At 61.3% G+C, this 25,610-nt stretch carries 24 protein-coding genes and 2 pseudogenes; 13 read left to right on the top strand and 13 right to left on the bottom strand.

From position 1 onward, the window contains the following. Positions 1 to 67: 67 nt before the first annotated feature. Positions 68 to 1,696 carry a calcium-binding protein gene (locus ICI42_RS24190; RefSeq protein ID WP_210317428.1) on the bottom strand — a complete coding sequence of 543 codons (1,629 nt, stop codon included), beginning with the start codon at positions 1,694 to 1,696 and terminating at the stop codon, positions 68 to 70. Here ICI42_RS24190 and ICI42_RS20640 point away from each other — a divergent pair. The 7 genes from ICI42_RS20640 (at position 1,683) to ICI42_RS20610 (ending at position 10,461) form a co-directional block, all read left to right on the top strand. Continuing rightward, complete coding sequence (locus ICI42_RS20640) at positions 1,683 to 2,138, top strand: GNAT family N-acetyltransferase (protein WP_230980481.1); 456 nt, start codon at positions 1,683 to 1,685, stop codon at positions 2,136 to 2,138. The two genes, ICI42_RS24190 and ICI42_RS20640, sit on opposite strands and share 14 nt — an antisense overlap. Before the next feature lie 510 nt (positions 2,139 to 2,648). Further along, positions 2,649 to 2,735 (top strand): K(+)-transporting ATPase subunit F, encoded by an 87-nt coding sequence (gene kdpF, locus ICI42_RS24280; protein WP_082352480.1) that lies wholly within the window; start codon positions 2,649 to 2,651, stop codon positions 2,733 to 2,735. Between the two features lie 14 nt (positions 2,736 to 2,749). Then, positions 2,750 to 4,459 (top strand): potassium-transporting ATPase subunit KdpA, encoded by a 1,710-nt coding sequence (kdpA, locus tag ICI42_RS20630; RefSeq protein WP_188166505.1) that lies wholly within the window; start codon positions 2,750 to 2,752, stop codon positions 4,457 to 4,459. Between the two features lie 10 nt (positions 4,460 to 4,469). After that, positions 4,470 to 6,506 carry a potassium-transporting ATPase subunit KdpB gene (gene kdpB / locus ICI42_RS20625; protein ID WP_188166504.1) on the top strand — a complete coding sequence of 679 codons (2,037 nt, stop codon included), beginning with the start codon at positions 4,470 to 4,472 and terminating at the stop codon, positions 6,504 to 6,506. Between the two features lie 2 nt (positions 6,507 to 6,508). Then, positions 6,509 to 7,072 (top strand): potassium-transporting ATPase subunit KdpC, encoded by a 564-nt coding sequence (gene kdpC / locus ICI42_RS20620; RefSeq protein WP_188166503.1) that lies wholly within the window; start codon positions 6,509 to 6,511, stop codon positions 7,070 to 7,072. Between the two features lie 15 nt (positions 7,073 to 7,087). Further along, positions 7,088 to 9,775, top strand: coding sequence for a sensor histidine kinase (locus ICI42_RS20615; RefSeq protein ID WP_188166502.1), 2,688 nt, complete (start codon positions 7,088 to 7,090; stop codon positions 9,773 to 9,775). After that, on the top strand, positions 9,772 to 10,461 hold the full coding sequence (locus ICI42_RS20610; RefSeq protein ID WP_188166501.1) for a response regulator: 690 nt from the start codon (positions 9,772 to 9,774) through the stop codon (positions 10,459 to 10,461). Before ICI42_RS20615 ends, ICI42_RS20610 begins: the two co-directional genes overlap by 4 nt. Positions 10,462 to 10,721: 260 nt before the next feature. Here the strand turns inward: ICI42_RS20610 and ICI42_RS20605 are convergent, their stop codons facing one another. The 5 genes from ICI42_RS20605 to ICI42_RS20590 all read right to left on the bottom strand — a co-directional run bounded on the left by ICI42_RS20605 (position 10,722) and on the right by ICI42_RS20590 (position 14,412). Further along, positions 10,722 to 11,288 carry a DUF930 domain-containing protein gene (locus tag ICI42_RS20605; RefSeq protein WP_330999213.1) on the bottom strand — a complete coding sequence of 189 codons (567 nt, stop codon included), beginning with the start codon at positions 11,286 to 11,288 and terminating at the stop codon, positions 10,722 to 10,724. A 153-nt stretch (positions 11,289 to 11,441) separates the two neighbouring features. Further along, a complete protein-coding gene (locus ICI42_RS23770) occupies positions 11,442 to 11,684 on the bottom strand; it encodes a hypothetical protein (protein WP_230980480.1) in 243 nt (80 codons plus the stop codon). Between the two features lie 58 nt (positions 11,685 to 11,742). Then, complete coding sequence (locus ICI42_RS20600; protein ID WP_230980479.1) at positions 11,743 to 12,417, bottom strand: serine hydrolase domain-containing protein; 675 nt, start codon at positions 12,415 to 12,417, stop codon at positions 11,743 to 11,745. A 55-nt stretch (positions 12,418 to 12,472) separates the two neighbouring features. Continuing rightward, positions 12,473 to 13,480: a serine hydrolase domain-containing protein gene (locus ICI42_RS20595; RefSeq protein ID WP_188166500.1), complete on the bottom strand. Its 1,008-nt coding sequence runs from the start codon at positions 13,478 to 13,480 to the stop codon at positions 12,473 to 12,475. Positions 13,481 to 13,782: 302 nt separating this feature from the next. After that, a complete protein-coding gene (locus ICI42_RS20590) occupies positions 13,783 to 14,412 on the bottom strand; it encodes a TetR/AcrR family transcriptional regulator (protein WP_188166499.1) in 630 nt (209 codons plus the stop codon). Between the two features lie 75 nt (positions 14,413 to 14,487). Here ICI42_RS20590 and ICI42_RS20585 point away from each other — a divergent pair, with 75 nt between their 5' ends. Continuing rightward, entirely contained in the window at positions 14,488 to 15,207 is a 720-nt protein-coding gene (locus tag ICI42_RS20585) for an SDR family oxidoreductase (RefSeq protein WP_188166498.1), read from the top strand. 159 nt (positions 15,208 to 15,366) lie between these two features. On the opposite strand, the gene ICI42_RS20580 is transcribed toward ICI42_RS20585, so the two are convergent. The 3 genes from ICI42_RS20580 to ICI42_RS20570 form a co-directional block, all read right to left on the bottom strand. Continuing rightward, positions 15,367 to 15,780 (bottom strand): nuclear transport factor 2 family protein, encoded by a 414-nt coding sequence (locus ICI42_RS20580; RefSeq protein ID WP_188166497.1) that lies wholly within the window; start codon positions 15,778 to 15,780, stop codon positions 15,367 to 15,369. Between the two features lie 69 nt (positions 15,781 to 15,849). Beyond that, the gene (locus ICI42_RS20575; protein ID WP_188166496.1) at positions 15,850 to 16,773 is read right to left on the bottom strand and encodes an alpha/beta hydrolase; all 924 of its coding nucleotides are present in this window, start codon (positions 16,771 to 16,773) and stop codon (positions 15,850 to 15,852) included. A 24-nt stretch (positions 16,774 to 16,797) separates the two neighbouring features. After that, positions 16,798 to 17,325 carry a cupin domain-containing protein gene (locus ICI42_RS20570; RefSeq protein ID WP_188166495.1) on the bottom strand — a complete coding sequence of 176 codons (528 nt, stop codon included), beginning with the start codon at positions 17,323 to 17,325 and terminating at the stop codon, positions 16,798 to 16,800. Between the two features lie 559 nt (positions 17,326 to 17,884). Here ICI42_RS20570 and ICI42_RS20565 point away from each other — a divergent pair. Further along, a complete protein-coding gene (locus tag ICI42_RS20565) occupies positions 17,885 to 18,796 on the top strand; it encodes a LysR family transcriptional regulator (protein ID WP_188166494.1) in 912 nt (303 codons plus the stop codon). Here the strand turns inward: ICI42_RS20565 and ICI42_RS20560 are convergent. After that, a complete protein-coding gene (locus ICI42_RS20560) occupies positions 18,757 to 19,698 on the bottom strand; it encodes a LysR family transcriptional regulator (protein WP_188166493.1) in 942 nt (313 codons plus the stop codon). The two genes, ICI42_RS20565 and ICI42_RS20560, sit on opposite strands and share 40 nt — an antisense overlap. A 101-nt stretch (positions 19,699 to 19,799) precedes the next feature. Between ICI42_RS20560 and ICI42_RS20555 the strand changes: the two are divergent. After that, a pseudogene (locus ICI42_RS20555) lies at positions 19,800 to 20,678 on the top strand (SDR family oxidoreductase). A gap of 58 nt (positions 20,679 to 20,736) precedes the next feature. Beyond that, positions 20,737 to 21,392 (top strand): annotated as a pseudogene (locus ICI42_RS20550) (NAD(P)-dependent oxidoreductase). 172 nt (positions 21,393 to 21,564) lie between these two features. On the opposite strand, the gene ICI42_RS20545 reads toward ICI42_RS20550, so the two are convergent. Beyond that, on the bottom strand, positions 21,565 to 22,512 hold the full coding sequence (locus ICI42_RS20545) for an alpha/beta hydrolase family protein (RefSeq protein ID WP_188166492.1): 948 nt from the start codon (positions 22,510 to 22,512) through the stop codon (positions 21,565 to 21,567). A gap of 53 nt (positions 22,513 to 22,565) precedes the next feature. Then, positions 22,566 to 23,327 (bottom strand): SDR family oxidoreductase, encoded by a 762-nt coding sequence (locus ICI42_RS20540; RefSeq protein ID WP_188166491.1) that lies wholly within the window; start codon positions 23,325 to 23,327, stop codon positions 22,566 to 22,568. A 96-nt stretch (positions 23,328 to 23,423) separates the two neighbouring features. Between ICI42_RS20540 and ICI42_RS20535 the strand changes: the two genes are divergently transcribed. Then, entirely contained in the window at positions 23,424 to 24,338 is a 915-nt protein-coding gene (locus ICI42_RS20535; protein ID WP_188166490.1) for an AraC family transcriptional regulator, read from the top strand. Positions 24,339 to 24,801: 463 nt separating this feature from the next. Beyond that, positions 24,802 to 25,254, top strand: a complete 453-nt coding sequence (locus tag ICI42_RS20530) for a GNAT family N-acetyltransferase (protein WP_188166489.1) — start codon at positions 24,802 to 24,804, stop codon at positions 25,252 to 25,254. 144 nt (positions 25,255 to 25,398) lie between these two features. Here ICI42_RS20530 and ICI42_RS23480 read toward each other — a convergent pair. Next, on the bottom strand, positions 25,399 to 25,610 hold a 212-nt coding region (locus ICI42_RS23480), incomplete at its 5' end, for a hypothetical protein (protein WP_210317423.1).

The following is a 25,610-nucleotide window of genomic DNA, read 5'->3' as shown; positions in this document are numbered from 1 at the left end:
CCCAGGGTCCGAGCCGAAACCGTCATCGAAGACGAGTTCCCGAATGTACTTGGCGTCGGCTGCGGATTCAGATCACCAGGAAATCCTTGTAGCTTATGGTTTCCTGGTTCGACAGGATGGCGAACAGGACCGGTTGATAGGTGCTGCCGCTGCCGTCGCGGTCGAAATAGAGTTCGCCGGTATCTGTTTCGTAGATGATCCGGTCCGAAGCATCGGCGGCGTTGCCCGTTGTGTTCGCCCGGAACGCGGCGGACGACAGATTTCCCGCGGAAAGCCCCAGGAACACAGCGTTGTCGATGCGGATGCTGTCGTCCGGCGCATGGAAATCGGTGATCGTGTCGACATTCGACGCCCCAAGCGCCTGATCGAACACGAAGCGGTCGGCACCGCCCTTGCCGGTCAGCGTATCCTTGCCGGCCATGCCGTTCAGAATGTTCGAACCGTTGTTGCCGTCCAGGACATTATTGAGCTTGTTTCCGGTGGCATTGAGGTTGCCGGTCCCCACGAGGTCGAGCGTTTCGACATAACGGCCAGCGAGCGTATAGCTGACCGTGGAGATGACCTTGTCGGTACCTTCACCGTTCGCTTCCACGACATTATCGCCGGCATTGTCGACGTAATACGTGTCGTTCCCCGCATGGCCTATAAGGGTATCCGCGCCGGCCTTGCCGTCCAATACGTTGTTGCCCGATGTGCCGTCGATCAGGTTGGCGAGTTCGTTGCCAGTACCGTTGATGTTGCCGCCGGAGAGATCGAGCGTTTCAACTGAGCGCCCAACAAGCGAGTAGCTGACGCTTGCGTTGATGGTGTCATGACCCTCGCCATCGATTTCGATGACGTTGTCGCCGGCGTTGTCCACATCATAGGTATCGTTACCAGCCCCGCCTTGCATACGGTCTGCACCTGTTCCTCCTCTGAGGTCGTCGTTCCCGGCGCCACCATTTAAGACGTCGTCTCCGCCGAACCCCAGCAGCAAGTCGTCGTTCTCATCCCCAGAGAAGTAATCGGATTGGCTGCCCCCCATCATCTGGTCATTGCCGTGGCCGCCATAAACGCCGCCCAATTGGCTGCCAAGTCGGCCGTCATAGGAGTCGTTACCGCCCCCAAAGAGGATGCGGCCTCTTATAAGGCCATTATTTGTAATGATGTCCCAGCCGCCGTAAGCGTCGACGTAAGCGTCGCCGGAAATGATGTCTATAGAACCGTTATTCGTGATGACGACGTTCTCAGAGCCGTTACGCAGAATGGCCGTGTTGCCGAGAATGTAGCCTTTATTGATGATACTGGCTTGTGTCGACGGGCTAGAAACGGACAGTGTGATCGCGTAACCGCTGTCTCCGTTGGCGATGATGCTCCCACCCTCACCGACACGGATCGATGCGCTGCTGCCCCAAATGCGAATTGCAGAGCCGGCGTCGTTGCTGTTCCTTATTGTGCCATCGACGTTGATGTAGCCATTGGTGGCGGCCGTTGTGTAGTGGACGGTGGTTGTCCCGGCTGAGCTTGCGATTGTGCCGCCCCAAAGATCCACGGTCGGTGCGACATTCGTCGCGAGGAAAACGCGACCGTTTGTCGAATGGAGCATCGCCCATCCTGCAAGCTCATATCCTGAATTGGGATTGGAGATCGTATAGAAATCGCCGGAACCGACATAGTCGGTGTGTAGAAGATATTGTGCGGGCATGAGCGTCTCCATGAATTCTGCGATAGAGACTCTAGGGAAAGCGCCAAAACAACACAGTCGGCATTTGCCGACCGTTCATCTGAATCCGCTCAACTTTGCCGCTTTGCCAGCCTCGGAAAACACCAAATCTAGGCCTCCAGAGTGGGTTGTTGCCCGTTTGGTGGGCAACGAGAAGGTCGAGCAGGAAGGTGGCCCGTCGAAGGGGCGCTACCGTCTGGTCGTCGATGGAATTGAGGTGGAAATGACCTACAGCCGGGTCGGCGACGACTTGATCATCATCGACCATACAGAGGTTCCCGCGGCCTTGCGTGGCCGCAAAGTCGGCGAGCGACTGGTGCGTCAGGGGATCGAGGATGCGCGGCGCGACGGGATCGAGATCATTCCGCTGTGCCTTTTTGCAAAAGCCCAGATCGGACGCCATCCTGAATGGCACCACGTACTGCGTCGGTCGTAGAGGAATGGCGGCGGATCATCGCGTCAGTTGGCGGTATGCTGACCTGTCGACCACCACTGTCGAGGTCGTCACAAGTTGGGTCGGAAGATTGTGCCGGCAACGATGACTCCACGAACAGCTGCTATCCGCTATCATGACCATCAACCGAACCGTCAGGTTTCGGCCCCTCTGCTGCCAGTCTGCAACAAGCGCCCATTTCGGTCGTTCCCGATGAAGGCCTCGCCCCGATAAACAGACATGTCGCTCGGGCGGCACAAGGCACCGCTCCGTGCTGTGGCCACCGCCGCCATCGCGCGTTCGTTGGCGTACCGGGCGCATCCTGATCTTTTCTTTATTCCCCTCCCAGCTCTTCCCAATCGAAGTCTGACCTGAAGCGCCCTTAATCCTGTCTGTCGTATCAACAGGAGATTCGGACATGTCCGACTTCATATTTATCGCGCTCGGCTCTGGCACGCTTCTGGTGCTCGCATTTTACGCCCGCGCGCTCGACCGGCTTTGAGGGCAACGCAAATGCTTGAACCCCTCTTCGGCCTCGCTGTCGCCATTGCCCTTGGCGTCTATCTCGTCGTGACGCTCCTGCGTCCCGAACGCTTCTGATCGGGAGCAGATCCATGACCCTTGTCGGATGGCTGCAGATCAGCCTCCTTTTCCTCGCCGTCCTCCTCGTCATCAAACCACTTGGCCTCTACATGGCCAGGGTGTTTTCCGGCGAGCGGACCTTTTTGTCTCCCGTGCTCGGCCGCATGGAGCGTGATCTCTACCGCGTGAGCGGCATCAGCCCCGAGAAGGAACAGAGCTGGCTCGGCTATACGCTCGCCATGCTGACCTTCTCGCTGGCGGGCTTTTTGGCGCTCTACGCCATGCTGCGGCTGCAGGCCTATCTGCCGCTCAACCCTCAAGGGTTCCCCGGTCTGCCTTCGGATCTCGCGTTCAACACGGCTGTCTCCTTCGTCACCAACACCAACTGGCAGAACTACGGCGGCGAGACGACGATGAGCCATTTCTCCCAGATGGCTGGCCTCACCGTGCAGAACTTCCTCTCGGCCGCGACCGGCATGGCACTTGCCGTTGCCGTTACCCGCGCGCTTGCCCGCTCCAAGGTCCCAACGCTTGGCAATTTCTGGGTCGATATGACGAGAGCCACGCTCTACGTGCTGCTGCCGCTCGCAATCGTCGTGGCGCTCGCCTTCGTCGCGATGGGCCTGCCGCAGACGCTCGATGGATCGGTGACGGCGACGACACTCGAAGGTGCCAACCAAGTGATTTCGCTAGGACCCGTCGCGTCTCAGGAGGCGATCAAGCAGCTCGGCACCAATGGCGGCGGCTTCTTCAACGTCAATGCTGCTCACCCTTTCGAAAATCCGAGTGCCTGGTCGAACTATCTCAACATCTTCGCCATGCTGTCGATCTCGTCAGCCCTCGTATACGCCTTCGGCCAGATGGTCGGAAACCGTCGCCAAGGCTGGGCACTGATCTCGGCCATGGCGGTTCTGCTGATCACAGGCGTCGCCGTGACCTATTGGGCGGAGTCTCAGGGTAACACCATTCTGACGGCCATCGGTGTCGATCCCGCGCTCGGCAATATGGAAGGCAAGGAAGCCCGCTTCGGTCAGGCGATGACGGCACTTTATGCCGCCGTCACGACGGGCCTTTCTGATGGCGGCGTCAACGGCATGCATGGCTCGTTCACCGGGTTTGGCGGTCTCGTGCCGATGTTCCTAATCCAGCTTGGCGAAGTGCTGCCGGGCGGCGTCGGTTCGGGTCTCTACGGCATGCTGATTTTCGCAATTCTCTCCGTCTTCGTCGCCGGGCTGATGGTCGGGCGCACGCCGGAATTCCTCGGCAAGAAAATCGAGGGACGCGAGATGAAGTTCGCCATGCTCGCCGTGCTCATCCTGCCGCTCGCCATCCTCGGCTTCACGGCAGTCTCCGCCATGCTGCCTTTTGCAGTGGCGAGCGTCGGCACGGCTGGCCCGCACGGACTGTCGGAAATCCTCTATGCCTATACCTCGGCTGCCGGCAACAACGGCTCGGCCTTCGGCGGTCTGTCTGGCAACACGCCCTGGTACAACACCACGCTTGGCATCGCGATGCTGCTTGGTCGCTTCGCCTATGTCGTGCCGGTCATGGCGATTGCCGGATCACTCGCCGCCAAGGTGAAGTCGCCTGCTTCCGCTGGGACGTTCCCGACCGACGGCCCGCTCTTCGTCGGCCTCCTGATCGGCATCATCCTCATTCTCGGCGGCCTGCAATTCCTGCCCGCACTGGTGCTCGGCCCGATCGTCGAACACTTCGCCATGCTCGCCGGCCAGACCTTCTAAAGGACCCATCATGTCAAAAGACCAAAAAGCATCAGGTCTTCTCGACCCCGAGATCCTGTTTCCGGCGATCCGCGACGCGTTCGTCAAGCTCGATCCGCGAAAGCTTCTGCGCAACCCGGTCATCTTCGTGACCGAGATCGTCGCCATCGTCGTGACGATCCTCTTCATCCGCGACCTCGCCTCAAATTCGGGCGAGGCAGGCTTCTCCGGCCAGATCGCCGCCTGGCTCTGGTTCACCGTGCTCTTTGCCACCTTCGCTGAAGCTGTGGCCGAGGGCCGTGGCCGCGCCCAGGCCGACAGCCTGAAAAAGACCAAATCCGAACTCATTGCCCGCCGGCTCGGCTCCAACGGCAAGACGGAGACCGTTCCTGCCTCCAGCCTCAAGGTCGGCGACATCGTGCTGGTCGCAGCCGGCGAGCTGATCCCCGGCGATGGCGAAGTGATCGAGGGTGTCGCCTCGGTCAACGAAAGTGCCATCACCGGCGAATCCGCCCCCGTTATCCGCGAATCCGGTGGTGACCGTTCGGCAGTCACCGGCGGCACGCAGGTTCTGTCCGACGAGATCAAGATCAGGATCACCGTCCAGCCCGGCTCCTCCTTCGTCGACCGGATGATCGCGCTGATCGAAGGCGCCCAGCGCCAGAAGACACCCAACGAGATCGCTTTGTCGATCCTGCTCTCGGGCCTGACGCTGATCTTCCTGTTCGTCTGCGTCGCGATCTGGGGTCTTGCCGGCTATTCCGGCACGGTTCTCTCGGTCACGGTGCTGGCAGCGCTTCTCGTCACGCTGATCCCGACCACGATCGGCGGACTGTTGTCCGCCATCGGCATCGCCGGCATGGATCGTCTGGTGCGCTTCAACGTGATCGCCACCTCCGGCCGCGCCGTCGAAGCTGCCGGCGACGTCGACACGCTGCTCCTCGATAAGACGGGCACGATTACCTTCGGCAACCGCATGGCGAGCGACTTCCTCGCCGCCCCTGGCGTCACGCCGACGGAACTGGCAGAGGCAGCACTGATCGCCTCGCTCTCCGACGAAACGCCCGAGGGACGCTCGGTGGTGGCGCTGGCGACAGGCGAGTTCGGCGTACCCATGCCGAAGGCCGAGTTCGATGCCGTGATCGGCTTCACTGCCGAAACGCGCCTTTCGGGTGTCGACATCGGTCAGCGTCGTCTTCGCAAAGGTGCCGTCGATGCGGTCTTGAAGTTTGCCGGTCTCACCGAGCAGCATGCGCCGACCGAATTCCGCCGCGCTGTGGACCAGGTCGCCCGCACTGGCGGCACGCCGCTCGGCGTTGCCGATGGAGACCGTCTGCTCGGCGTCATCCACCTTAAGGATGTCGTCAAGCCGGGCATCAAGGAACGCTTCGCGGCACTGCGCGCCATGGGCATCCGCACGGTCATGGTGACCGGCGACAACCCTGTGACAGCAGCTGCCATTGCCTCGGAGGCCGGCGTCGACGATTTCCTCGCGCAGGCAACACCGGAGGACAAGCTCGCCTATATCCGCCGCGAGCAGCAGGGCGGTCGGCTCATCGCTATGTGCGGCGACGGCACCAACGATGCGCCGGCGCTTGCCCAGGCCGATGTTGGGGTTGCCATGCAGACCGGCACTCAGGCCGCCCGTGAGGCCGCCAATATGGTGGATCTCGATTCCAGCCCGACCAAGCTCATCGAGATCGTCGAGATCGGCAAGCAGCTCCTGATGACACGCGGGTCGCTCACGACGTTTTCGATCGCCAATGACGTCGCCAAATACTTCGCCATCATCCCGGCGCTGTTCGTCGCCACCTATCCGGCCCTTAAAGCGCTCAATGTGATGGGGCTCACCTCGCCGCAGTCGGCCATCCTCTCGGCCGTCATCTTCAACGCGCTGATCATCGTGGCGCTCATCCCCCTGGCTCTGAAAGGCGTGGCTTACCGTCCGTCGGGTGCCGCAGCGCTGCTTCGCCGCAACCTGCTGGTCTACGGTCTCGGCGGGCTCGTCCTTCCCTTTGCCGGCATCAAGGTCATCGATCTCGCCGTCAGCGCTCTTCATCTGGTGTAATCATGCTCAACCATATCAGACCCGCAATCACTCTCGTTGTCGCCATGACCGCTCTCACCGGTCTCGCCTATCCGCTGGCGGTCAACGGCATTGCCCAGGCAGTGATGCCGTCAGGGGCTAATGGCAGCCTGATTGAGCGCGATGGAACGGTCGTCGGTTCGGCGCTTATCGGTCAGACCTTCACCTCGGATCGCTACTTTTGGCCACGCCCCTCGGCGACCGGTCCGGACCCCTACAACGCTGCGGCCTCGTCCGGTTCGAACCTCGGCACCACCTCGGTCAAGCTGAAGGAGCGTGTCATCGCCGATGTCGCCCGGTTGACCAAAACTGGCATTGTGCAGCCCGTTCCAGCCGACGCGGTGACAGCCTCCGGCTCGGGCCTAGACCCGCATATCTCGCCGGCCTTTGCCCGAGCCCAAATCAAACGTGTTGCGCAGGCGAGGGGGCTGGAAACCGCTGCCGTCGCATCGCTCGTCGCGCAGCAAACCGCAAATCCCACCTTCGGCGTTATCGGCCAAGAAAGGGTCAATGTGCTAGAGCTCAACCTGGCCCTCGATGCCCTGTAATATGTGAGTTCTTGAATGGCGGATGACGACCGTAGAGACGACCGGCGTCCCGATCCCGATGCCCTGCTTGCTCTGGCGGATAAGGACCGCCGGGGCAAGCTGACCGTTTTTCTGGGGGCTGCTCCCGGCGTCGGCAAAACCTATGCGATGCTCTCGCGAGCCAAGCGCCTCAAGGCGGACGGCTTGGATGTCGTCGTCGGGCTGGTCGAGACCCATGGCCGCAGCGAGACGGCAGCCTTGCTCGACGGCCTCGAAGTCCTGCCGCGCCGCAGAGTCGCCCATCGCGGCCGCATGCTCGAAGAGTTCGACCTTGATGCGGCGCTCGAACGGCGCCCGCGTATCGTCATCGTCGATGAACTCGCCCATTCCAACCCTGAGGACAGTCGGCACCCGAAGCGGCATCAGGATATCGAGGAGCTGATATCAGCCGGCATCGATGTCTGGACGGCGCTCAACATCCAGCATTTGGAAAGCCTGGCCGATCTTGTCGCCCAGATCACCGGCGTCACGGTGCGCGAGCGCGTGCCTGACATCGTCCTCAAGCGGGCCGACGAGGTGTTGCTGGTCGACCTCGCCCCGTCTGAGTTGATCGAGCGATTGAAGGACGGCAAGGTCTACCTGCCCGAAAGCGCCACCCGCGCCGTCGACCGCTTCTTCCGCCTCGGCAATCTGACGGCGCTGCGCGAACTGGCGCTGCGCCGTACTGCCGACCGGGTCGACGATCAGATGGTCGACTATCTCAAGCAGAATGCCATAGACGGCCCCTGGGCCACGGGCGAACGCCTCATCGTCTGCGTTGGCTCCGATCCCCTCTCGGAGAAGGTCGTGCGGGTGGCGAGCCGGCTCGCCTCCGGTCTCAACGCCCCCTGGCTGGTGGTCTCGATCGAACGCGCGGATCGAGAGGTTGAGACGCCGGAGCGCCTGCAACGGATAGAGACGCTGTTTCGCCTCGCCGAACAGCTCGGTGCGGAAACGCGCCGGATCATCGGCAATGACTTTGTCGAGGAGATACTCAAGCTCGCACGCCGCGAGCACGCCACCCAGATCGTGATTGGCACGCGCAAACGGAGCCGCTGGCAGAAGCTCGTCACCCGGTCGCTGCCCGATGCACTGGCGTCCAGGGCGTCAGGTCTCGGCGTCCACATCGTGACGCAAGACGGAGCGGCCGCCGACCGCGTACGCCCGTCCATGAGCCTGCCTCGAGCCAAGGCGCTGAGACAATCGGCCATCTGGGCACTCGGTTTCGTCGCCCTGACGACGGCGCTGGGCAAGGGGATTGATGTCTTCGTCCAACTGCCGAACATATCCTTGCTCTTTCTGCTCGCCGTACTGGGTGCCTCCGTGGTCGGCGGCTATGCAGCGGCATTCCTGGCCGCAGTCCTGTCGGCGCTGGCCTATAATTTCTTCTTCATCGACCCCCGCCATACCTTCACCATTGCCGCTCCGCATGAGGTCTTCGCGCTCTTCGTTTTTCTTGCCGTGGCCATCATTGCAGGGGGTCTTGCCTCGCGCATCCGCGAACAGGCAGAAGTCGCGCGAATCCGCGCAACCGCGCTGCAATCGCTTTATGATTTCTCCCGCAAGCTCGCGAGCACGGGAAAGGGCGAGGATGCGATCTGGCTCGCCGTCTCGCAATTGCAGGCGCGCCTCAAGCGCAAGGTTGTGCTGCTTGTCCCGCGCAAGGGCGATCTTGGTGTGGCCGCTGCCTGGCCACCGGATGCCGAGCTCGACGTCACCGACATGACGGCCGCCCGCTGGACGCACGACAAGCGGGAGCCCGCCGGCCATGGTACGGGAACGCTGCCCAACAGCCGCTTCGAATTCCGGCCGCTGCTCGGGCCGCACGGAATCGTCGGGGTTTGCGGCATCGAACATTCCGGAGAGAGGCTCGACCTGAATGCCGAACGCGCGCTGACTGCCATCCTTGACCAGACGGCGATCGCGCTCGACAGGGCGCGTCTCGCCGACGAAACCGTCGAGCAGGCGGCAAGGCTGGAAGGCGAACGCTACCGCGAGGCCCTGCTGTCCTCGATCTCCCATGATCTGCGCACGCCGCTGGCAACGATCACCGGTGCCGTCACCGGTCTTCGCCAGCTCGGCGAGCGCATGACGCCGGAGAACCGCGACGATCTTCTCCAATCGATCGAGGAGGAGAGCGGCCGCATGAGCCGTTTCGTCGCCAATCTGCTTGACATGACGCGGATCGAGGCAGGCACGCTGAAGCCGAAACAGGACTGGGTGGATATTGCCGACGTCGTGCAGTCCGCCGTCGAGCGCACGCGTAAATACGCACCGGGACGGATCGTTGAGACAGGTATTGCCGCGGACCTTCCGCTGATCCGAGGCGACAGCGTGCTGATCGGCCAGGTCCTGTTCAACCTTCTGGACAATGCCGTGAAATATGGCGGCGACGAACCGATCAACGTCTATGCCCGTCGCGACGGCAAGGATGTGCTGATCTCGGTCACCGATCACGGGAAGGGCATTCCGCCTGAAGACCTGGATCGAATCTTCGAAAAATTTTATCGCAGGGGAAAGCCGGATGGACGCTCACCCGGTACGGGACTAGGCCTCTCCATCGCCCGCGGTTTCGTCGAGGCCATGGGCGGCAGGATCCATGCGGAGAGCCCGGCGCTCAAGAAGCGGGGAACGCGCGTCGTGATGCGGTTTCCGGGAAGTGAAGCGAGGGGCGAGATTACATGAACCAGTCCCGTATCCTGGTCGTCGATGACGAGCCGCAGATCCAGCGCTTCTTGAAACCCTCGCTGACGGCTGCCGGTTATGAGGTGGTCGAGGCCGCAACGGGCGCGGAGGCGCTGAAAGCCGTCGCCACCCAAGCGCCGGATCTCGTGATCCTCGATCTTGGCCTGCCGGATATGGACGGCAAGGAAGTCATCGCCAGCCTGCGGGGCTGGTCGGACATCCCGATCGTCATTCTCTCGGCCCGCGACCGAGAAAGCGAGAAGATCGCAGCCCTCGATCTGGGCGCCGATGATTATATCGAGAAACCCTTCGGTATCGGCGAACTGACTGCCCGCATCCGCACTGCGCTGCGCAATCGCGGGCGGCGCGATGCAATCCCGACGGTCATGGAGGTCGATGGCCTCACCATCGACCCGATCAAGCGCCTCGTCTCGCGGGATGGCGAGACAGTACATCTCACGCCCAAAGAATACGACCTGCTCCTCCTGCTTGCCCGCCACGCCGGCCGGGTCGTCACCCACCGCACGCTCCTGACGTCGGTCTGGGGTCCTGCCCATGGCGACGACCTGCATTACCTCCGCGTCTTCATCGGCCAACTCCGCCAGAAGATCGAGCGCGATCCGACCCAGCCCCGTATCGTGCGCACGGAACCGGGCGTGGGCTATCGGATGGCTGAACACGAGTGAAGCCGAGTTCGATCGACCTGTATGGAGTGTCATTCGGGATGACCTGAGCAGTTAGCTGACCGCGGCAGGTTGTTGGACCACTACGGGGAGTGAGCGTGCAGCCAAATGGATTCGTGTTATTTCCAGGCGATCTGAGGCAGCCCAGTACACTGTATTAAGCCCGGTTTACAGGTTTTGACCAAGGCCTGCTGCAGCTGACTGCAGAGCGTTCAAACGGAGTTCCTATTCAAGCGTTGGGCTGTTGAACAAAGCGGCCCTCATCAATCGAGAGAACGGCCTTCGTCTGGCAGGCTATGTTCCGACCAGTCTATTCGTGGGATCGGATCACCTACCAGAAACTCAAAGGCGGCGACGCGTTTGTGATCTGGCGTCAGCTCACACTTGAACTGAAGCTTGAACCAATCCTGCTTGCTGTGCAGCGCCGCGCCATCGGCAGAAAGGGCGTTTCCTGCGAACGTTGGCTCCGCCGTCGCATAGGTTACGACCCGATCGGGCAGAAACTCTTTACTCCATGCGCTCACCTGCGCCATCGCTTCCAGCCCGCAAAGTTGCTCGATCTGGTCAGCCGGTGCAAGCGCGGCAAGCTCCTGCCTTGCCTTCCGGCTTCGGGGATCGGCAAGGACCTTCTCCGACAACATCAGCGTCGGCTTCACCTTCCCTGGCGTTTTTTTGTCAGGCGGCTGGATCGCCTGCGAAACTGGGGGCGTCGCAGCATTATCAGGCGGACTGTCTGCCTGAGCGGCAACCCTTTGATTGGAGAGAGGAAGTTGGCGCACTGGCTCGCGCTTTTCCTCTGAAATCGGCGGCGGGAGGTTCACGATCTCCACGTCAACGCTTTCATCCTGCGGGGATGGCAAAGACGCGGGAACGGGTAACTTCCACAGAAGAACGCACACAAAAACGTGGAGGGTCGCAGATGCAGCAAGACTCCATCCGCTGAACTGGTCCTTTGCCGTTATCACAAGCCGCATGAATATTGGTCACGGGGCTGCGGCGGCGAGCTGCTGCAACAGCTTTACGAAATGGCTCGTCCGGATACCTTTCGCGTTCTGTGCTGGATCGACAATCTGCACGACGACCAAACGCTTTGATGGCACGATGGCAACGGCCTGTCCCCCATAGCCAGAAGCAAGGGCCGCCCCGGAGCCGAACACATCAGGGTTCAGCGTCCACCAGAGATAGCCATATCCCATGCTGCCGCGATCGGTCGCGGAATAAGCCACCGTCGCATCCTTCACCCATGATGAGGGAAGGACCTGCCGGCCACCCCACCGTCCTCTGTCAAGAAAGCTGACCGAACCGCGCGGCGTCTCGGGCGCTGAGCCGGAACGGATAGGCGGGGTGATTGGAATGCCGTTCGGACACATAGGAGCCGTCTCTTGCTGAGAAATCCTGCATGCCGATGGGAATAGCGATGCGCTGCGCGAAGCTTTCAAAAATATCCTCGCCAGTCTGCTGCCGGTAGATCGTGCCGAGGGCGTTAAAATCCCAATTGTTGTAGAACCAGAACGTGCCGGGCGCATGGCTCCCGCGCTGCGGTCGGTTTCGCCTGATATCGCCGGTCTCATAGGCTGCGTGATGATAGATGCCCGATCGCGCCGTGAGCAGATCGCGCACGGTGGCCTGTTTTTCCGTTTCGGTTAACGCCGGCGGTTTGTCGTCGATGCCGAGATCGGCGAGAGTGCTGCCAAGGCTAACTCGACCTTCTGAAATTGCGATCCCGTAGAGGGCGCTCAACAAGCTCTTGCGCACCGAAGCGACGTTCACCTTGCGGGTTGTGTCTCCCCAACTGGCTATCACCTTGCCGTCCTGCACCACCATGATTGCTGCAGGCTTTAGACTGGCGGCATAGTCCTGCGCCGCTTTCAGTCTCTCAACCGACCAGCCAGCCGCTGCAGGATCAATGCTTTGCCACGGCTCAGCCTTCGCACCTCCAGCGAAGGCGGATACAAGCATCGCAATAAAAAGGGCCGAAAGGCCGGCTGTGGCTATACGCATTGGGTTTCGGCCCTCATGGCGCGGCTGCGACGATCTTCCGCATGAGCTGGAAGAAGTCCCGCATCTCAATACCATGCCGGTTCTGGCTCGGGTCGACAGTCTGTACGATCACGAGCCGCTTTTCCGGGACATAGGCAACGACCTGGCCACCATAGCCCGCGTTGAATGCGCCGCCTTGCCCCCACTGATCGGTGCGAAGCGTCCACCACATATAGCCGTAACCGCTCTTGTGGTCGGAGGGCTGCGACAAGGCCGTGGTGGATTCCCGGACCCATTCGGCCGGAACAACCTGCCGGCCTTGCCACTGGCCGCCATTCAAAAAAAGCTGACCGAAGCGCGCGAGGTCGCGGGCGCTCATGGTAAAAACATAGGCGGGATGGCTGGATGACCTGTCGAGCGAATAACTGCCGTCTCGTACCGAGAAATCCTGCATGCCAATCGGCACGGCGATCCGTTGCCCAAAGCTCTGGAAAAGATCCTCGCCGGTCTGTTGCCGGTAGATCGTGCCGAGCGTGTTGAAATCCCAATTGTTGTAAAACCAGAACGTGCCAGGGGCATGGCTGCCACGCGCTGGTCTATTCTTGCGGATATCGGCAGTTTCGTAAGCCGCGACGTAGTAGATGCCGGATCGCGCCATGAGCAGATCACGGACGGTTGCTTGCTTCTCGGCCACTGTGAGGGCCGGGCGTTTATCGTCGATGCCGAGATCGGCAAGAGTGCTGTCGTGATCGATGCGTCCTTCTGAAACCGCAATGCCATAAAGCGCGCTGAGCAGGCTCTTGCGCACCGAAGCGACGTTCACCTTGCGGGTTGTGTCTCCCCAACTGGCTATCACCTTGCCGTCCTGCACCACCATGATTGCTGCAGGCTTTAGACTGGCGGCATAGTCCTGCGCCGCCTGAAGCCCATCAATTGACCAGCCGGCAGATGCGAGATCTGCATTCTGCCAGCGCTGCGCACTCGCACCCCCGGCAAAAACAGTCATGACCAAAGAAACGACGGCAAAAACAATCAGACGCATAGATAGCCTTCGAACAGTCAGCAGATAGAACAGCTTTTATCTATCATGTCCGTGCAGCGTGACCTCTTTAAGGTAGCCAGCCCGCAAATTCGCGCTCTCTTGGAGACGACCTGTGCTTCCTGTCGCCATTCCAAGAAACCTTGCGCAGAAAAGGCAGCTCTTTGGGCATGACGCCACTAAACAGACACATGGTCGAGGACGCTGAACTCGCACCGCAGTCTATGTGCCGGCGATCCGGCCCAGCGTGTGGCGCTATAAAGGGGTAACGCGACGAGATAGGACTTAACCAATCGGTTTTGTCGCTAGCTGCCGGCTTGCTTGAGATAGGACAGGCACATGGCGATCAACTGACCTCGAATGTCGGCCTGTAGCGCCAAAGGCATATTGCGCTCGAAGATATTTCTCACTGTGCCGAAAATCACCGAAAGCAGCGTGGCATTGACCAGATCGAGTTGGGCATAGCTGGCATCGGGGGCTGTGGCCAGCATTGCCGTCGTTGCCTGGTCCATGCGCTTGGCGAAGGCTTCGATGAGCGCTTGATTGTCGAGTTCGACGGCAGAGCTGTAGAGTACCCGCGTGACGTCGCTTCGCTCGGTCTTGGCCTCCCAATAGGCCGTGACCAGGGCTTCGACCATGGCAGCGGTCGGTTCACCGTGATGGCGCAAGCAGACAGCCTCCATGCGATCGGCGAGCTGATCGAGGTATCGCTCGTTCAGCGCATAGAGCAGTGCCTGCTTGTGCGGGAAATACTGGTACATGGTACCCACCGACACGCCCGCGCGTTTCGCCACCCGCGTTGTGGTCAGCCGATGGACGCCTTCGGTCAGCAAAACCTGAATGGTCGCTTCGAAAATGGCCTCGACGGTCACGGCCGAGCGGGCCTGACGCGGCCTTTTGCGGGCATTCAGGTGGCTCGGCGCTGCAACGTCCATATGCGAATCCAAAACTCGAATGATCCTTCATATATTGTCATCGGGCATTTGGCCAGTTTCTGAAGGATTTAGATGATGACGACACACAAGATCGCGCTGGTCACCGGCGGCAATAAGGGCATTGGCCTGGAGATCGTCCGCCAGCTGGCGCAGTCCGGAATTACCGTATTCCTAGGCGCACGCAATCTCGCACGAGGGCAGCAGGCGATCGCCTCGACTGGGCTGGAGGCCGAAGCCATCGAGATCGATCTCAACGACGAACAGACGATCACCGCCGCTGCGCAGATCATTGGCGCCCGGCATGGTCGGCTCGATATTCTGGTCAACAATGCCGGCATTGTCGACGCGGAAGACGGCCCGCCATCCGTTGCGACCATTGGCGCTGCACGCCGGCTCATGGAAACCAATTTCATCGGCACGCTGGCGGTGACGCAGGCCATGCTGCCTTTGTTGCGGCTGTCTCCGGCCGGTCGCATCGTCAACCTGGCCACCACCCTGGGCTCGCTCGCCATCAATGGCGATCCATCCTCGCCTTACTATGAGGCGCGTCTGATTGGCTACAATGCCTCGAAAGCCGCGCTCAACATGCTGACCGTGCAGCTGGCAGCGGAATTGAAGGGGACTGGGATTGCGGTCAATTCCGTGGCGCCGGGCTATGTCAAAACCGACCTGACCGGCAACAATGGCTTCATGACCGCCGAGGAAGGCGCGCGACTGCCGGTCGAATATGCCCTTCTGGGCAACGACGCCGTGTCGGGCCGCTTCGTCCAGCCAGCAGGTGAGGCCCCTTGGTAAAGCGCCTCGACCAGTCATTTTGGGGCCTCGCTTGCCATCGATCCGGTGGTGACGGAGGCCGTTTGAAATCAGGATTGCGATCAGCCGGAGCCTTGTGAATGCAAGGAGGCTGATCGCAGCTTGGACTTCTGCGTCCGCCCCTTTCCAGAGGCAGCAGACTTAGCCCAGGGGAATGCCCATGAGCTTGGCAAATGTCACGGGATTGGCGTATTCGCGGACATGGGTGATGCGACCGTCCTGCATCGACAGCTTGAAGACGTAAACATTGCGGTAGCTGGCACCTGTATCGCGCTGGATCAGATCACCCTTGGTTTCCACAAATGCAGTCTTGCCGTCATTGGCAGCATAGATCGTGCGGTCGACAAGCTTCACCTGGCTGAAGTTCTTGAAGATGGTGGCGATATAGCCAAGCGCCTGTTCGCGGCCTTCGAAGTTGAACCAGGGCGCCAGATCGCCTGTGTTCGAAAACGGAATATCGATGGTGGGGACGTCGGCCAGCAGGCTTGAGATCGTCTCCAGGTTTTGCCCTTCAAGCGCATTGAGGTAGGTTTCGGTCAAATCCTCGATCGTCATTTTAGTCGCTCCTTTTTGAATTTATCGCGCCAGACCCATGAATTGCTCGTGGACGAACGCGACGCGGAATCAGATGCGGTTGGCCGCTGCCCCCAGGTGCTTCGCCAGGAAGGTGCCGAGGTCGTTGATGGCTTCGGGCGCGCTGCGCAAAGTGTACACATTGGAGGGGAAGACATGGATCATGCCCTTCCAGATGTGAGCTTCGACTTCACCTCCGGCTGCCTCCAGGGCCTGGGCATAGCGGACGCTGTCGTCGAGGAAGACGTCATCTTCACCGACGTGAATGCGTACCGGCGGCAACCCTGTCAGGTCGCCATGGAGCGGCGACACTTGCGGGTCATCCGATGACCTGTCGCCGCGATATGAGTTTGCGGCAACGACGAGGGCGGCCTTGGTGGTTAGGGGGTCGGCTTCCGCCCGGCTATCCATGCTCGCGCTCTGGAGCGAGAGGTCGACCCAAGGAGCGATGGCAGCAGCGGCAACAGGGGCGTGGCCCTGGGCTACCGCTCTGGCGAGCAAGGCAAAGGCCAGGCCACCGCCGGCCGAGTCACCCGCTAGGGCAACACGCTTGAAGCCCAGCAGGCTGAGCCCCTCATAGGCGCTCCAGGCGTCGTCATAGGCGGCGGGGAACGGATGTTCAGGTGCCAGGCGATAGTCCGCTACGAAGGCAGCGACCCCGGCAACTTTGGCGATATGGCTGGCAAGAAACCGATGGGTGCCGGCAGAGCCGACCACAAAGGCTCCGCCATGAAAATAGAGCAATACGGCGTCCTTGTCGGCGCCTTCAGGGCGGACCCACCATCCAGGAACACCGCCAACGGTTGCGACTTCAAAGGTTACGCCCTGTGCACCGGGAACTTGCCCCATGATCCCGTCGAAAGCGTCCCGCGCCTCGGGAGCGGTGAGCCGGCCCTTACCCGCCAGCAGCATTGGCCGCATCCCGGCAAGAACGGCCCGATTTTCGGGATATTCGGCATGAGTGATGATCGGCATTTTATTCTCCTTGGGGAGGCGACTTCAGGCCTTGGGCGGCAGGAACTCACTGTGGAAGCGGGCGGCATTGGCCAGCATGATGCTGCGGCGTTCGGCCATGACTTCAGGTGTCGGCGGGGTGGGCGGCGTAGTCCGGCCGGGCAGGATTTCGCCGACGAGCTTGAAATACTCCTCCTGCCCTGCCGGCAGGCAGATGCAGAGGAAGCGGGCGGGCGTGGACGAGACGACGCGGAAGCCATGCGGTGCATTGGCCGGGATGTTGACCGTCTGGCCTGGGCCGACGTGATGCACCTCGTCGCGGAAGGTTACCTCCAGTTCGCCTTCGAGGACATGGAAAATCTCCTCGAAATCGTGGCGGTGCGGCGGCGGGCCGCCGGCCGGCACGAACATGTCGATCATGGTATAGCGACCGCCGGTCTGCTCACCCGAAACCAGGATGGTGTAGGTTCCCGCGCCGACACCAAGATGGATGAGGCCTGGATCGTCGGCGTGAACGATGGTCGCGGTGCGGGGGAGATCGTCGGGCGGGAGAGTGCTGGTTTGCTCGGTCATTTGTCTTTTCCTTGTGGGGTGTGGGTGAATCTGCCTGCCTCGTGGCGGGGTTTGGTGTCTGAATGCTGATGAAGTTACTCGTCCAGAATTGATGCCAATAGACGCTCGATTTAGACGGACCGTCTCACCAGTGGATCGGTTCCTGGCCTGATATGCGGAGGGGTCAGGCGGCATGGCGCCGCCTCCCGTTGCGCTTGCAACCTCACCGGGGTCACGGTGACGTCATCAGCATCACCGCTCGAAAACTCGCCCCACGGCTGCGATGCGCGCTCGATAGGGGGACCTTGAGAATACTGGCCTGGAGCGTCGCTGCAGGGCTTAGGGCGGGTTTGGGGCACGAAGCGCCTGACGCTTGTCGATTGCAAGAAAATGGCCTGGCTCCGTAGTCGTCCTGCGTCCTCGATGCGCAAGGCTCCGCGCCACAGCTTGCGGCTCCCCCACCGCCATAAACAAGCTCGCCCCGGCGATACGCAGTGTCCTCCCAGCGCGACAATAATTTAGACTTGGATTGAGGTTGCCACGGCATAATCTGTCTCGGATCGGAGACAGTGAATTTACGATGCTAGACGCTGACGACATGCGCGCCTTTCAGAAAGTCGCCGCGCTGCTGAGCTTTTCCGAGGCTGGCCGGGTCCTTTCGGTGCGAAAGTCCGCCATCAGTCGGTCCATCCAGCGGCTGGAATCCCTGCTTGGCGTCCGGCTGTTCGAACGCACGACCCGCGAGGTTGTTTTAACGGAGGCGGGACGAATGCTGCTCAACCGGTTCGACGAGGTCTTGAACCGCATCGACGAACTGGTTGATGTCGCAGCGACCTTGGCACTGCATCCCCGCGGGCGACTTAAGCTGACCGCTGGGATCGGCTTCGGCATGGAGGTGCTGACTGAGCTGCTGCCCGAGTTTTCGCTCGCCTTTCCGGATATCGACATCTCGCTGGACCTCACGAGCCGGACAGTTGACCTCGTGACCGAACAGATCGACGTCGCCGTGAGGATGGGCCCCATGCGCGATTCCAGCCTTGTTGCCACCCGACTGGGCGCAATTGGCTGCCAGCTGTGCGCCGCGCCGGCCTATCTCGAACGCCGTGGCGCGCCCCAATCGCTCGAAGACCTGCGGACCCACGACCTTCTGGCTATTCCGAAAGGCGATGGCCTTCCGCGCCCCCTGCTGCTTCTGGACAAGGCAGGGGTGGAGCATCAGCTCGAAACCTCCGGGCGGATCACCGCCAATGACCCTAAGGCGATCCATCACATGGTTCTGAATGGAGCCGGGATCACCGCCACGGCGCGATATATCGCCATCCCGGAAATCGAGCGCGGCAACCTTGTGCGCGTCCTGCCGGAGTGGAGCGTTCCAGCGGTCGATGTCAGCCTGGTTATGCCGGCAGGTAAGGAGCGCAGTGCACCGGCGCGGGCCTTCGTCGACTTCATGCGTCAGCGGGCGGCTGGCAATTCGCGCTGGTTCGAGGGTTGAACGCGCTCAGCTCGACCGACATAGGCCGCCAATTCGTCGGGCGTGCCTTTGGGAAAGGCCTCCCGCAAGTGCTCGAGGAATGCCGCCACGCGCGCACTGAGCAGCCGGCGCGACGGATAGAGCGTCCACAGGGCGATATCAGGAGCGTCGACATCGCCCCAGTGCGCCAGCCTGCCGGCAGCCAGATCTTGGCTGACGAGCGAGATGGGCAGACGCGCCGCGCCGATCCCAGCACGAACGGCGTCGCGCACCATGATCATCGACGACAGATGCAGAATGGGATCGACCGAAATACTGGCGTTTGCATCCTCCGATTTGATCGCCCACGCGGTGGCCCGGTCACCGGTCCCACGCACCACCGCCGGAACAGGCACCCCCTCCGTTGGTCGAACCAGGTTCGGGCTGGCGACCACAACCAGACGATCGCGCAGAAAGGCTCGACCGACCAGTGTTTCATTGGGCTTCGGATTGACGCGGATGACAAGGTCATAGGCCTCCTCGATCATGTCGACCTCCCGGTCGTCCGTTGTGACCTCAAGGCGCACTTCGGGATATTGCATGCCAAATTCAGCCGCGAGCTTCCCCATCGCGGTCTGCGAGAACAAGAGCGGCGCGCTGATGCGAAGCCGGCCACGCGGGCTTCCGCCGCCCGATGCTATCGCCGTAGCCGCTTCATCGAGTTCGGTGAGCAATTGCCCGGTACGCTCAAAGAGCGCACGCCCTTCTTCGGTGAGCTTGAGCAGACGCCCGCCGCGCTCGAACAACCGTAGCTGAAGGCTGGCCTCCAATTCGTTGACGCGGCGCGACAGTGTCGCCTTGGGCCGCCCGGCAGCGCGCGAGGCCTTGCCGAACCCGCCATGACGGGCAACCAGGTTGAAATCGGCGAGCGCAAGAAGATCCATTCGTTCCACCTATGAGACACTGAGTCCAGATATAGCGGCTATCAGCGAATCTGTGGATCATTAAATTCGGGGTGTCTTCTAGTGAACCCGGAGTGATCCAAATGACTATCCTTGTTACCGGTGCCAATGGCACAGTCGGCTGTCAGGTCGTCGAACAACTCGCCAAGCGGGGTGCCAATGTGCGCGCTCTGGTTCGCGATACCGCCAAGGCGAACTTCGCCGATGGCGTCGCCGTCGTACAGGGCGACCTTCTCGATGTGGATTCTCTGCGCAATGCCTTCGACGGGGTTTCGACACTTTTCCTCCTGAATGCCGTCGCGCCGGACGAATTTACCCAGGCGCTGATTACGCTCAATGTGGCCCGCGCCGCTGGCGTCGCCAAGCTGGTCTATCTCTCGGTGATCCACAGCGATCTCTACGTCAACGTGCCCCACTTTGCCGGCAAGTTCGGCGTGGAACGGATGATCGAGCAGATGGGCTTTGAAGCCACCATCCTGCGGCCCGCCTATTTCATCAACAACGATCTGACGATCACCAACGTCGTGCTAGGGCAGGGCGTCTATCCCATGCCGGTGGGTGGCAAGGGCCTCGCCATGATCGACAGCCGCGATATCGGCGAAATCGCCGCGATCGAACTCATCCGCCGCGAAATGAGTTCTGCAAGCCTTCCCCTCGACCGGATCAATCTTGTCGGTCCCGAGACTTTGACCGGCGCTGGCATCGCCGCCATCTGGTCTGATGTCCTGGGCCGCCAGGTTGTCTATGGCGGCGACGATATGGCCGGCTTCGAGCAGAACCTGCGGGCCTTCATGCCGCCTTAGATGGCGTTCGATATGCGCCTGATGAGCGAGCGCTTCCTGATCGACGGCATGCTTCCTGAGGCCGGCGACGCCGAGCGCCTGACCGCATTGCTGGGCCGCCCGCTGCGCTCCTACCGCGACTTCGCAAACGAAATCGCCGCCGCTGCCGGCACGATCTAATCGACCAATTTCACATCACGGACTGCCTTCCAGGGCGTCCCTTTCCGGAGGTAATATTATGGGCACTTCAGCAGTCGCGAGCCCGACCAAGATCCTGGTTCTCGGGGCCACCGGCGGCACCGGTCGACTGATCGTCAAACAGGCCCTGGCCAAAGGCTATGAGGTGACCGCCCTCGTGCGCTCGCCCGGCAAGGCGGCCGATCTCAAGGGCGCCAAGCTGGTCGTGGGCGATGCTCGCAACGAAACGACCTGCGTAAGGCACTCAAGGGGCAGGACGCCGTGATCAGCGCCTTGGGCACGCCGCCAAGCCCCTTCAAGGAGGTGACGCTTCTGTCCACCGCGACACGCGCGCTGGTCGGCGCGATGAAAGCCGAAGGCGTGTCCCGCCTTGTTGCCATCACCGGCATTGGCGCCGGCGACAGCGTCGGCCATGGCGGCTTTGCCTTCGACAGGCTGATCTTCCCGCTGCTGCTGCGGAATGTCTATGCCGACAAGAACCGGCAAGAAGCCGTAGTTCGGGAGAGCGGCCTCGACTGGGTTATCGTTCGTCCCGCCATCCTCAACGACAAGCCGGGACATGGCGCCGTGCGTGCGCTCGAGAATTTGTCGACCGTTCATGGCGGCACCATCTCGCGCGAGGCCGTGGCCAGCTTCGTCCTGCAGCAGACCCGTACCGATACATGGCTGCGCCGGTCGCCCTTAATCACTTGGTGACGGGGCAGCTTCAATCGAATGAGTCGAGAACGAATCCAAAGGGCTGGGTGCGTTTGGTGAAAAAGCAATACGGGGTTCATGGCGGTCTGTCGGTTTCTGGATCAAACGGAAAGAAAGCAGACAGTCACCGATTGACCGTTGCCAGAGAACGACGGCAACGGCGGGCATAGCCTCAGGCGTTAGTGGCGACCGTGACCTGCGCCAATGCGCTTGCAGGGCCGTCTAGTGCAGCGATTGCGGCGGGCCACGCGCCCATATCGAGGTCGAGAGCGGTGCGAAGCCAGGCCAGGCTTAGCCGTCGTGTCGCCTCAAGGCTGTCGGGCGCTTCGACTTCCGTTTCCTTTGCATCCAGACCAGCAATGCCGCCCAATCCGTGACCAACACCATGCACGGTGACGAGAGCCTGGGCTCCCGGGCTGTCGTAAAAGGCATCTGCGTGCCACTCCGGGCCGCGTGGCGTGAACTGCGGGTCGTCGTCCGCGCCGCAGATCACGAGACTGGGCGTTGTCATCTGCGCAAAATCGACGTCGAAAAATGGAAATCGGGCCGCGTTTTGCGCGGTCAGGTCGTTGCCACCGCGACCGGGCGCGGCCAGCAGAACGCCGGCGGATATGCGCGGATCGGCAAAGCTCTCCCCTGCAAGCTGCGCGCCCAGAAGCAGGCTGACCGTGTGGCCGCCGAAAGAATGGCCGGCAGCCGCGATGCGCCGGTGATCGAGGCGACCCGCTATGGCTGGTGCCTGCTGTTCCACGTCGTCGAGATGGTCGAGAACTGCTGTCATTTCTGACGCGCGCTGGCGCCAGAAGTAGGGCGCACCGGGTGCGTCCTTCGGCAGTCCACCGACAGGCGAATTGCCATGAGTTGGCTGGATCACGGCAAAGCCGCGTTCGGCCCAGAACTGCGCCAGGGGCGCATAGCCATCTTTGGAAGGAAGATATTTTGACGGTCCCGCCCCGTGCGACAAAAGCACGATCGGCAGGGCATTGCCTTTCGCCGGCGCAGTCACGCGCAGTTCAAGCGGTGACCGCCCCGCCATCGGCAGGACGACCGGGGTATAGGCCACGGTCAGCGCCGCCTGAGGCGTTGGGATGGACCGCGACAGGTCGATGAGATTATTCATTGGTGTTATCCTTATTGGCGCAGCTGCGCCGTTCGGCAAAGAAGCGTGCTCACTCAAGCGGAGGCGTGGGTGATCGTCTGGGCGAAGATGGTTTTTGCATCGGCGCCTGCGGGCAGGCGCATCGGTGCGTCCGGCTCCGTCACCGCCCGCCATACTGCCTGTGCCACGTCGTTCGCCTCTGTCTTTTCGGTCGAGCTGCGCATGGCTGCAAAGTAGTCCTGCACGAAAGCCTCATAGGGCGCGGGGACGTTCATCCCCATGCGCGCCACGGCGTTCTTGCCAAAGGCAGTTGTCGGAGCTGAGCCCGGCAGGACAAGCCGGGTACGGATGCCGAATTGCGCCGTCTCGAGGGCGAGGCTTTCGGTGAACGCATTGATGGCCGCCTTGCTGGCGCTATAGACGGAGAGCGCCGGAAAGGGGCGCAGCGTCACACTGGAACTGATGTTGACGATGACGCCCGCCTGGCGGGCCCGCATGCCCGGCAAGACCGCCTGCGTCATGGCTATCGTGCCCAGGACGTTGGTCTCGAAAAGTTCGCGCGCCTTGGCCATGTCGATCCCCTCCAGCACGTTCAGCATGCCCACGCCCGCATTGTTGACCAGCGCATCGAGGGCACCGGCGTCCGCCACGGCCCGCGCAATACTGGCTGCATCGGTGACGTCGAGCGGCACGACGTGCAGGCGGTCCTGCATTGGCATTGTGTGAGCGGTGGGGTCGCGCATGGTTGCCACCACCTCCCACCCCTGGGCGAGGAAGAGTTGCGCCGTGGCGAGACCGAAGCCCGAGGACGCGCCGGTGATAAGAACTTTTGGCATCGATATATCTCCTGTCGTGCTAAGACGAGAGATGGACAAAGAACGTCGGACTTTCTATATTTGAACGTCCATATTTCTTCATTGAAAGTCCGAATTGTGGCCGTTCCGAGCCCCGACCCCCTCTCCAGCGTTGTCGCGCTGCTGAAGCCCGAGCCCTCGATCGCCAAGCTTGTTACCGGCGGCGGTCGCTGGCGCGTCGAGCGTACGAACATGGCAAGCCCGTTCTACTGCGCCATGGTCGAGGGGTCCTGCCTGCTGACCATTCGGGATCGGGCACCCCTTGTTCTTGAGGCGGGAGACTTCGTGCTGGTGCCGGAAGTCTTCGACTTCACTATGTCGAGCATCGATCCGCCGCCGAGCGGCACCCCCATGCTGCCGCTGGAAACTGGCCCGGGCATGTTCCAACTGGGCGAGGCGGACGCACCGGCAGAGGTGCGGTGCCTGGTGGGGCACTGCAAGTTTGCCTCGCCTGACCGGGAACTGCTCGTTTCGCTCCTGCCTGCCGTGATCCATGTGCCCGCACAGGGACGCCTGATCGCGCTTGTTGAGATGATCCAGGAAGAGACGCAGAACGATCGGGCGGCGCGCGACATGGTCCTCAGACGGCTTTTGGAGCTGCTGCTGGTCGAGGCCCTCCGCTCCGTCGAAAGCACGATGGCAGAACCCGGTTTGCTCCGTGGCCTTGCCGATCCCCAACTTGCCTTGGCGCTGCGCCAGATCCATGCTGACCCCGGTGCAAGCCTATCCGTTCAAGGTCTTGCCGCTGCGGCGGGCATGTCGCGCTCGACCTTCTTTGACCGCTTCCACGACGAGGTCGGATCCGCGCCCATGGAATATGTAGCGGCCTGGCGAATGGCCGTTGCGAAGGACATGCTGCTCAAGGGCAACATAGCGATGGCAGAACTCGCGCGGCGTGTGGGCTACGGCTCGGTCAGTGCATTCAGCATGGCCTTTTCGCGACATGTCGGAACACCACCCGGCGCTTTCGCCGCCAAACGCCAGGCCGCATAAATGCACCTCGACCAAATTTTCATCCGATGACCGAAAGGAAGCGATCGCTCACATCGTTCAACAACCGCAAATGGCAATTGTCGGGAAATTCCAATTTTCGGTCTGAATGGCAGACATCGAGTCGGAAATCGCCGTCGAGATCAGCCCACCCTAGCGGCAGCTAGTTGGTTCTCGATGCCCCCAAGCGGACCGTCTAAAAATGGCCCTGTCTTCGCCAATCGGCGTTGTCTGCTTATTCCGCAAAAGCTCGCTGAAGCGGACAGTCGGCAAGCCACCCAAGTGGCCGGTCAAAGACCGACCCCTTTGCGGTGATTGACCAAGTTTCGGCGGCAACCTAAAGGCCGACATACAGCAGAAGGAGATTTATGCGCAGAGGCTTGCAATCCTGACCGCCAACAGCGCTTTCGCCGGCACCATAACCTGGTCGCCGGACCTTTTTGCATATCTCTTCTTCGGAGTTCTTATGAAGAACAATGACATAGTAATCCGGCCCTATGCGCCTGAAACAGATTTAAAAAAGCTGTCACGAATCTGGCTGGATGCATCGCTACTGGCCCACCCCTTTATCGGCGAACAGCGCTTGCACGAGCAGCGCACCCTGATCGAAGATCAATATCTGCCTAACGCCCAGACATTGGTAGCCTGCATTGACGATCAGCCCTGCGGCTTCATCAGCCTGCTCGACACCTTCATTGGGGGAATCTTTGTTTCTCCTGATCGGCAACGGTTTGGCATCGGGCGGCAGCTTGTCACTCACGCCCTGAACCTCAAAGGTGAGTTGGAACTTGAGGTCTACACCGCCAACCTGCAGGCAATGGCCTTCTACACCCGGCTCGGCTTTCAGGAGCTGTCACGCCGTCGTCTTGATGATGACGGTAACCCCTTCGAAAATGCGCGCCTGCGCTTGATCGGATAGCAGTTCGTCGGGCGGTGAGAGCTGCCGCCCGACTGACATTCTTGGCTATTTCTCGCTGAAGGCCAGCCAAAGACACCCAAGTGGCGGCACACGGTCGAGGTGTTGAAGCAGCGTTTCCTAGATTTTGACGGCACCCCCTTAGGGTCACACAGTGTCAATCAACAACAATCGACCGGCCTCAAGATACGAGGCCATTTTCCGGTGGTCCCTGATCAGGATGGCGCTTGAGCAAAGGTAGTGTGCTGAGAGTTCTGCAAATTCGCTGAGAGGGGCGGTCATGGCAGGCTGGTGATGTTCAACGTCACCTGATTCCCTTGAAGGAACGCCACCATGACCAAGACTGAAGGTAAGACCGC

This window comes from Oryzicola mucosus (assembly GCF_014534685.1).
Classification (GTDB): domain Bacteria; phylum Pseudomonadota; class Alphaproteobacteria; order Rhizobiales; family Rhizobiaceae; genus Oryzicola; species Oryzicola mucosus.
This window is presented reverse-complemented; position numbering and strand designations above follow the sequence as displayed.

Coding starts and splice junctions, on each gene's coding strand:
- ICI42_RS20545 (WP_188166492.1), bottom strand. CDS start 22,512: ATGAATAATCTCATCGACCTGTCGCGGTCCATCCCAACGCCTCAGGCG.
- ICI42_RS20540 (WP_188166491.1), bottom strand. CDS start 23,327: ATGCCAAAAGTTCTTATCACCGGCGCGTCCTCGGGCTTCGGTCTCGCC.
- kdpB (WP_188166504.1), top strand. CDS start 4,470: ATGTCAAAAGACCAAAAAGCATCAGGTCTTCTCGACCCCGAGATCCTG.
- ICI42_RS20590 (WP_188166499.1), bottom strand. CDS start 14,412: ATGGACGTTGCAGCGCCGAGCCACCTGAATGCCCGCAAAAGGCCGCGT.
- ICI42_RS20615 (WP_188166502.1), top strand. CDS start 7,088: ATGGCGGATGACGACCGTAGAGACGACCGGCGTCCCGATCCCGATGCC.
- ICI42_RS20600 (WP_230980479.1), bottom strand. CDS start 12,417: ATGCTTGTATCCGCCTTCGCTGGAGGTGCGAAGGCTGAGCCGTGGCAA.
- ICI42_RS20610 (WP_188166501.1), top strand. CDS start 9,772: ATGAACCAGTCCCGTATCCTGGTCGTCGATGACGAGCCGCAGATCCAG.
- ICI42_RS20595 (WP_188166500.1), bottom strand. CDS start 13,480: ATGCGTCTGATTGTTTTTGCCGTCGTTTCTTTGGTCATGACTGTTTTT.
- ICI42_RS20570 (WP_188166495.1), bottom strand. CDS start 17,325: ATGACCGAGCAAACCAGCACTCTCCCGCCCGACGATCTCCCCCGCACC.
- ICI42_RS24190 (WP_210317428.1), bottom strand. CDS start 1,696: ATGGAGACGCTCATGCCCGCACAATATCTTCTACACACCGACTATGTC.
- kdpA (WP_188166505.1), top strand. CDS start 2,750: ATGACCCTTGTCGGATGGCTGCAGATCAGCCTCCTTTTCCTCGCCGTC.
- ICI42_RS20580 (WP_188166497.1), bottom strand. CDS start 15,780: ATGACGATCGAGGATTTGACCGAAACCTACCTCAATGCGCTTGAAGGG.
- ICI42_RS20565 (WP_188166494.1), top strand. CDS start 17,885: ATGCTAGACGCTGACGACATGCGCGCCTTTCAGAAAGTCGCCGCGCTG.
- ICI42_RS20575 (WP_188166496.1), bottom strand. CDS start 16,773: ATGCCGATCATCACTCATGCCGAATATCCCGAAAATCGGGCCGTTCTT.
- kdpF (WP_082352480.1), top strand. CDS start 2,649: ATGCTTGAACCCCTCTTCGGCCTCGCTGTCGCCATTGCCCTTGGCGTC.
- ICI42_RS20530 (WP_188166489.1), top strand. CDS start 24,802: ATGAAGAACAATGACATAGTAATCCGGCCCTATGCGCCTGAAACAGAT.
- kdpC (WP_188166503.1), top strand. CDS start 6,509: ATGCTCAACCATATCAGACCCGCAATCACTCTCGTTGTCGCCATGACC.
- ICI42_RS20640 (WP_230980481.1), top strand. CDS start 1,683: ATGAGCGTCTCCATGAATTCTGCGATAGAGACTCTAGGGAAAGCGCCA.
- ICI42_RS20560 (WP_188166493.1), bottom strand. CDS start 19,698: ATGGATCTTCTTGCGCTCGCCGATTTCAACCTGGTTGCCCGTCATGGC.
- ICI42_RS20585 (WP_188166498.1), top strand. CDS start 14,488: ATGACGACACACAAGATCGCGCTGGTCACCGGCGGCAATAAGGGCATT.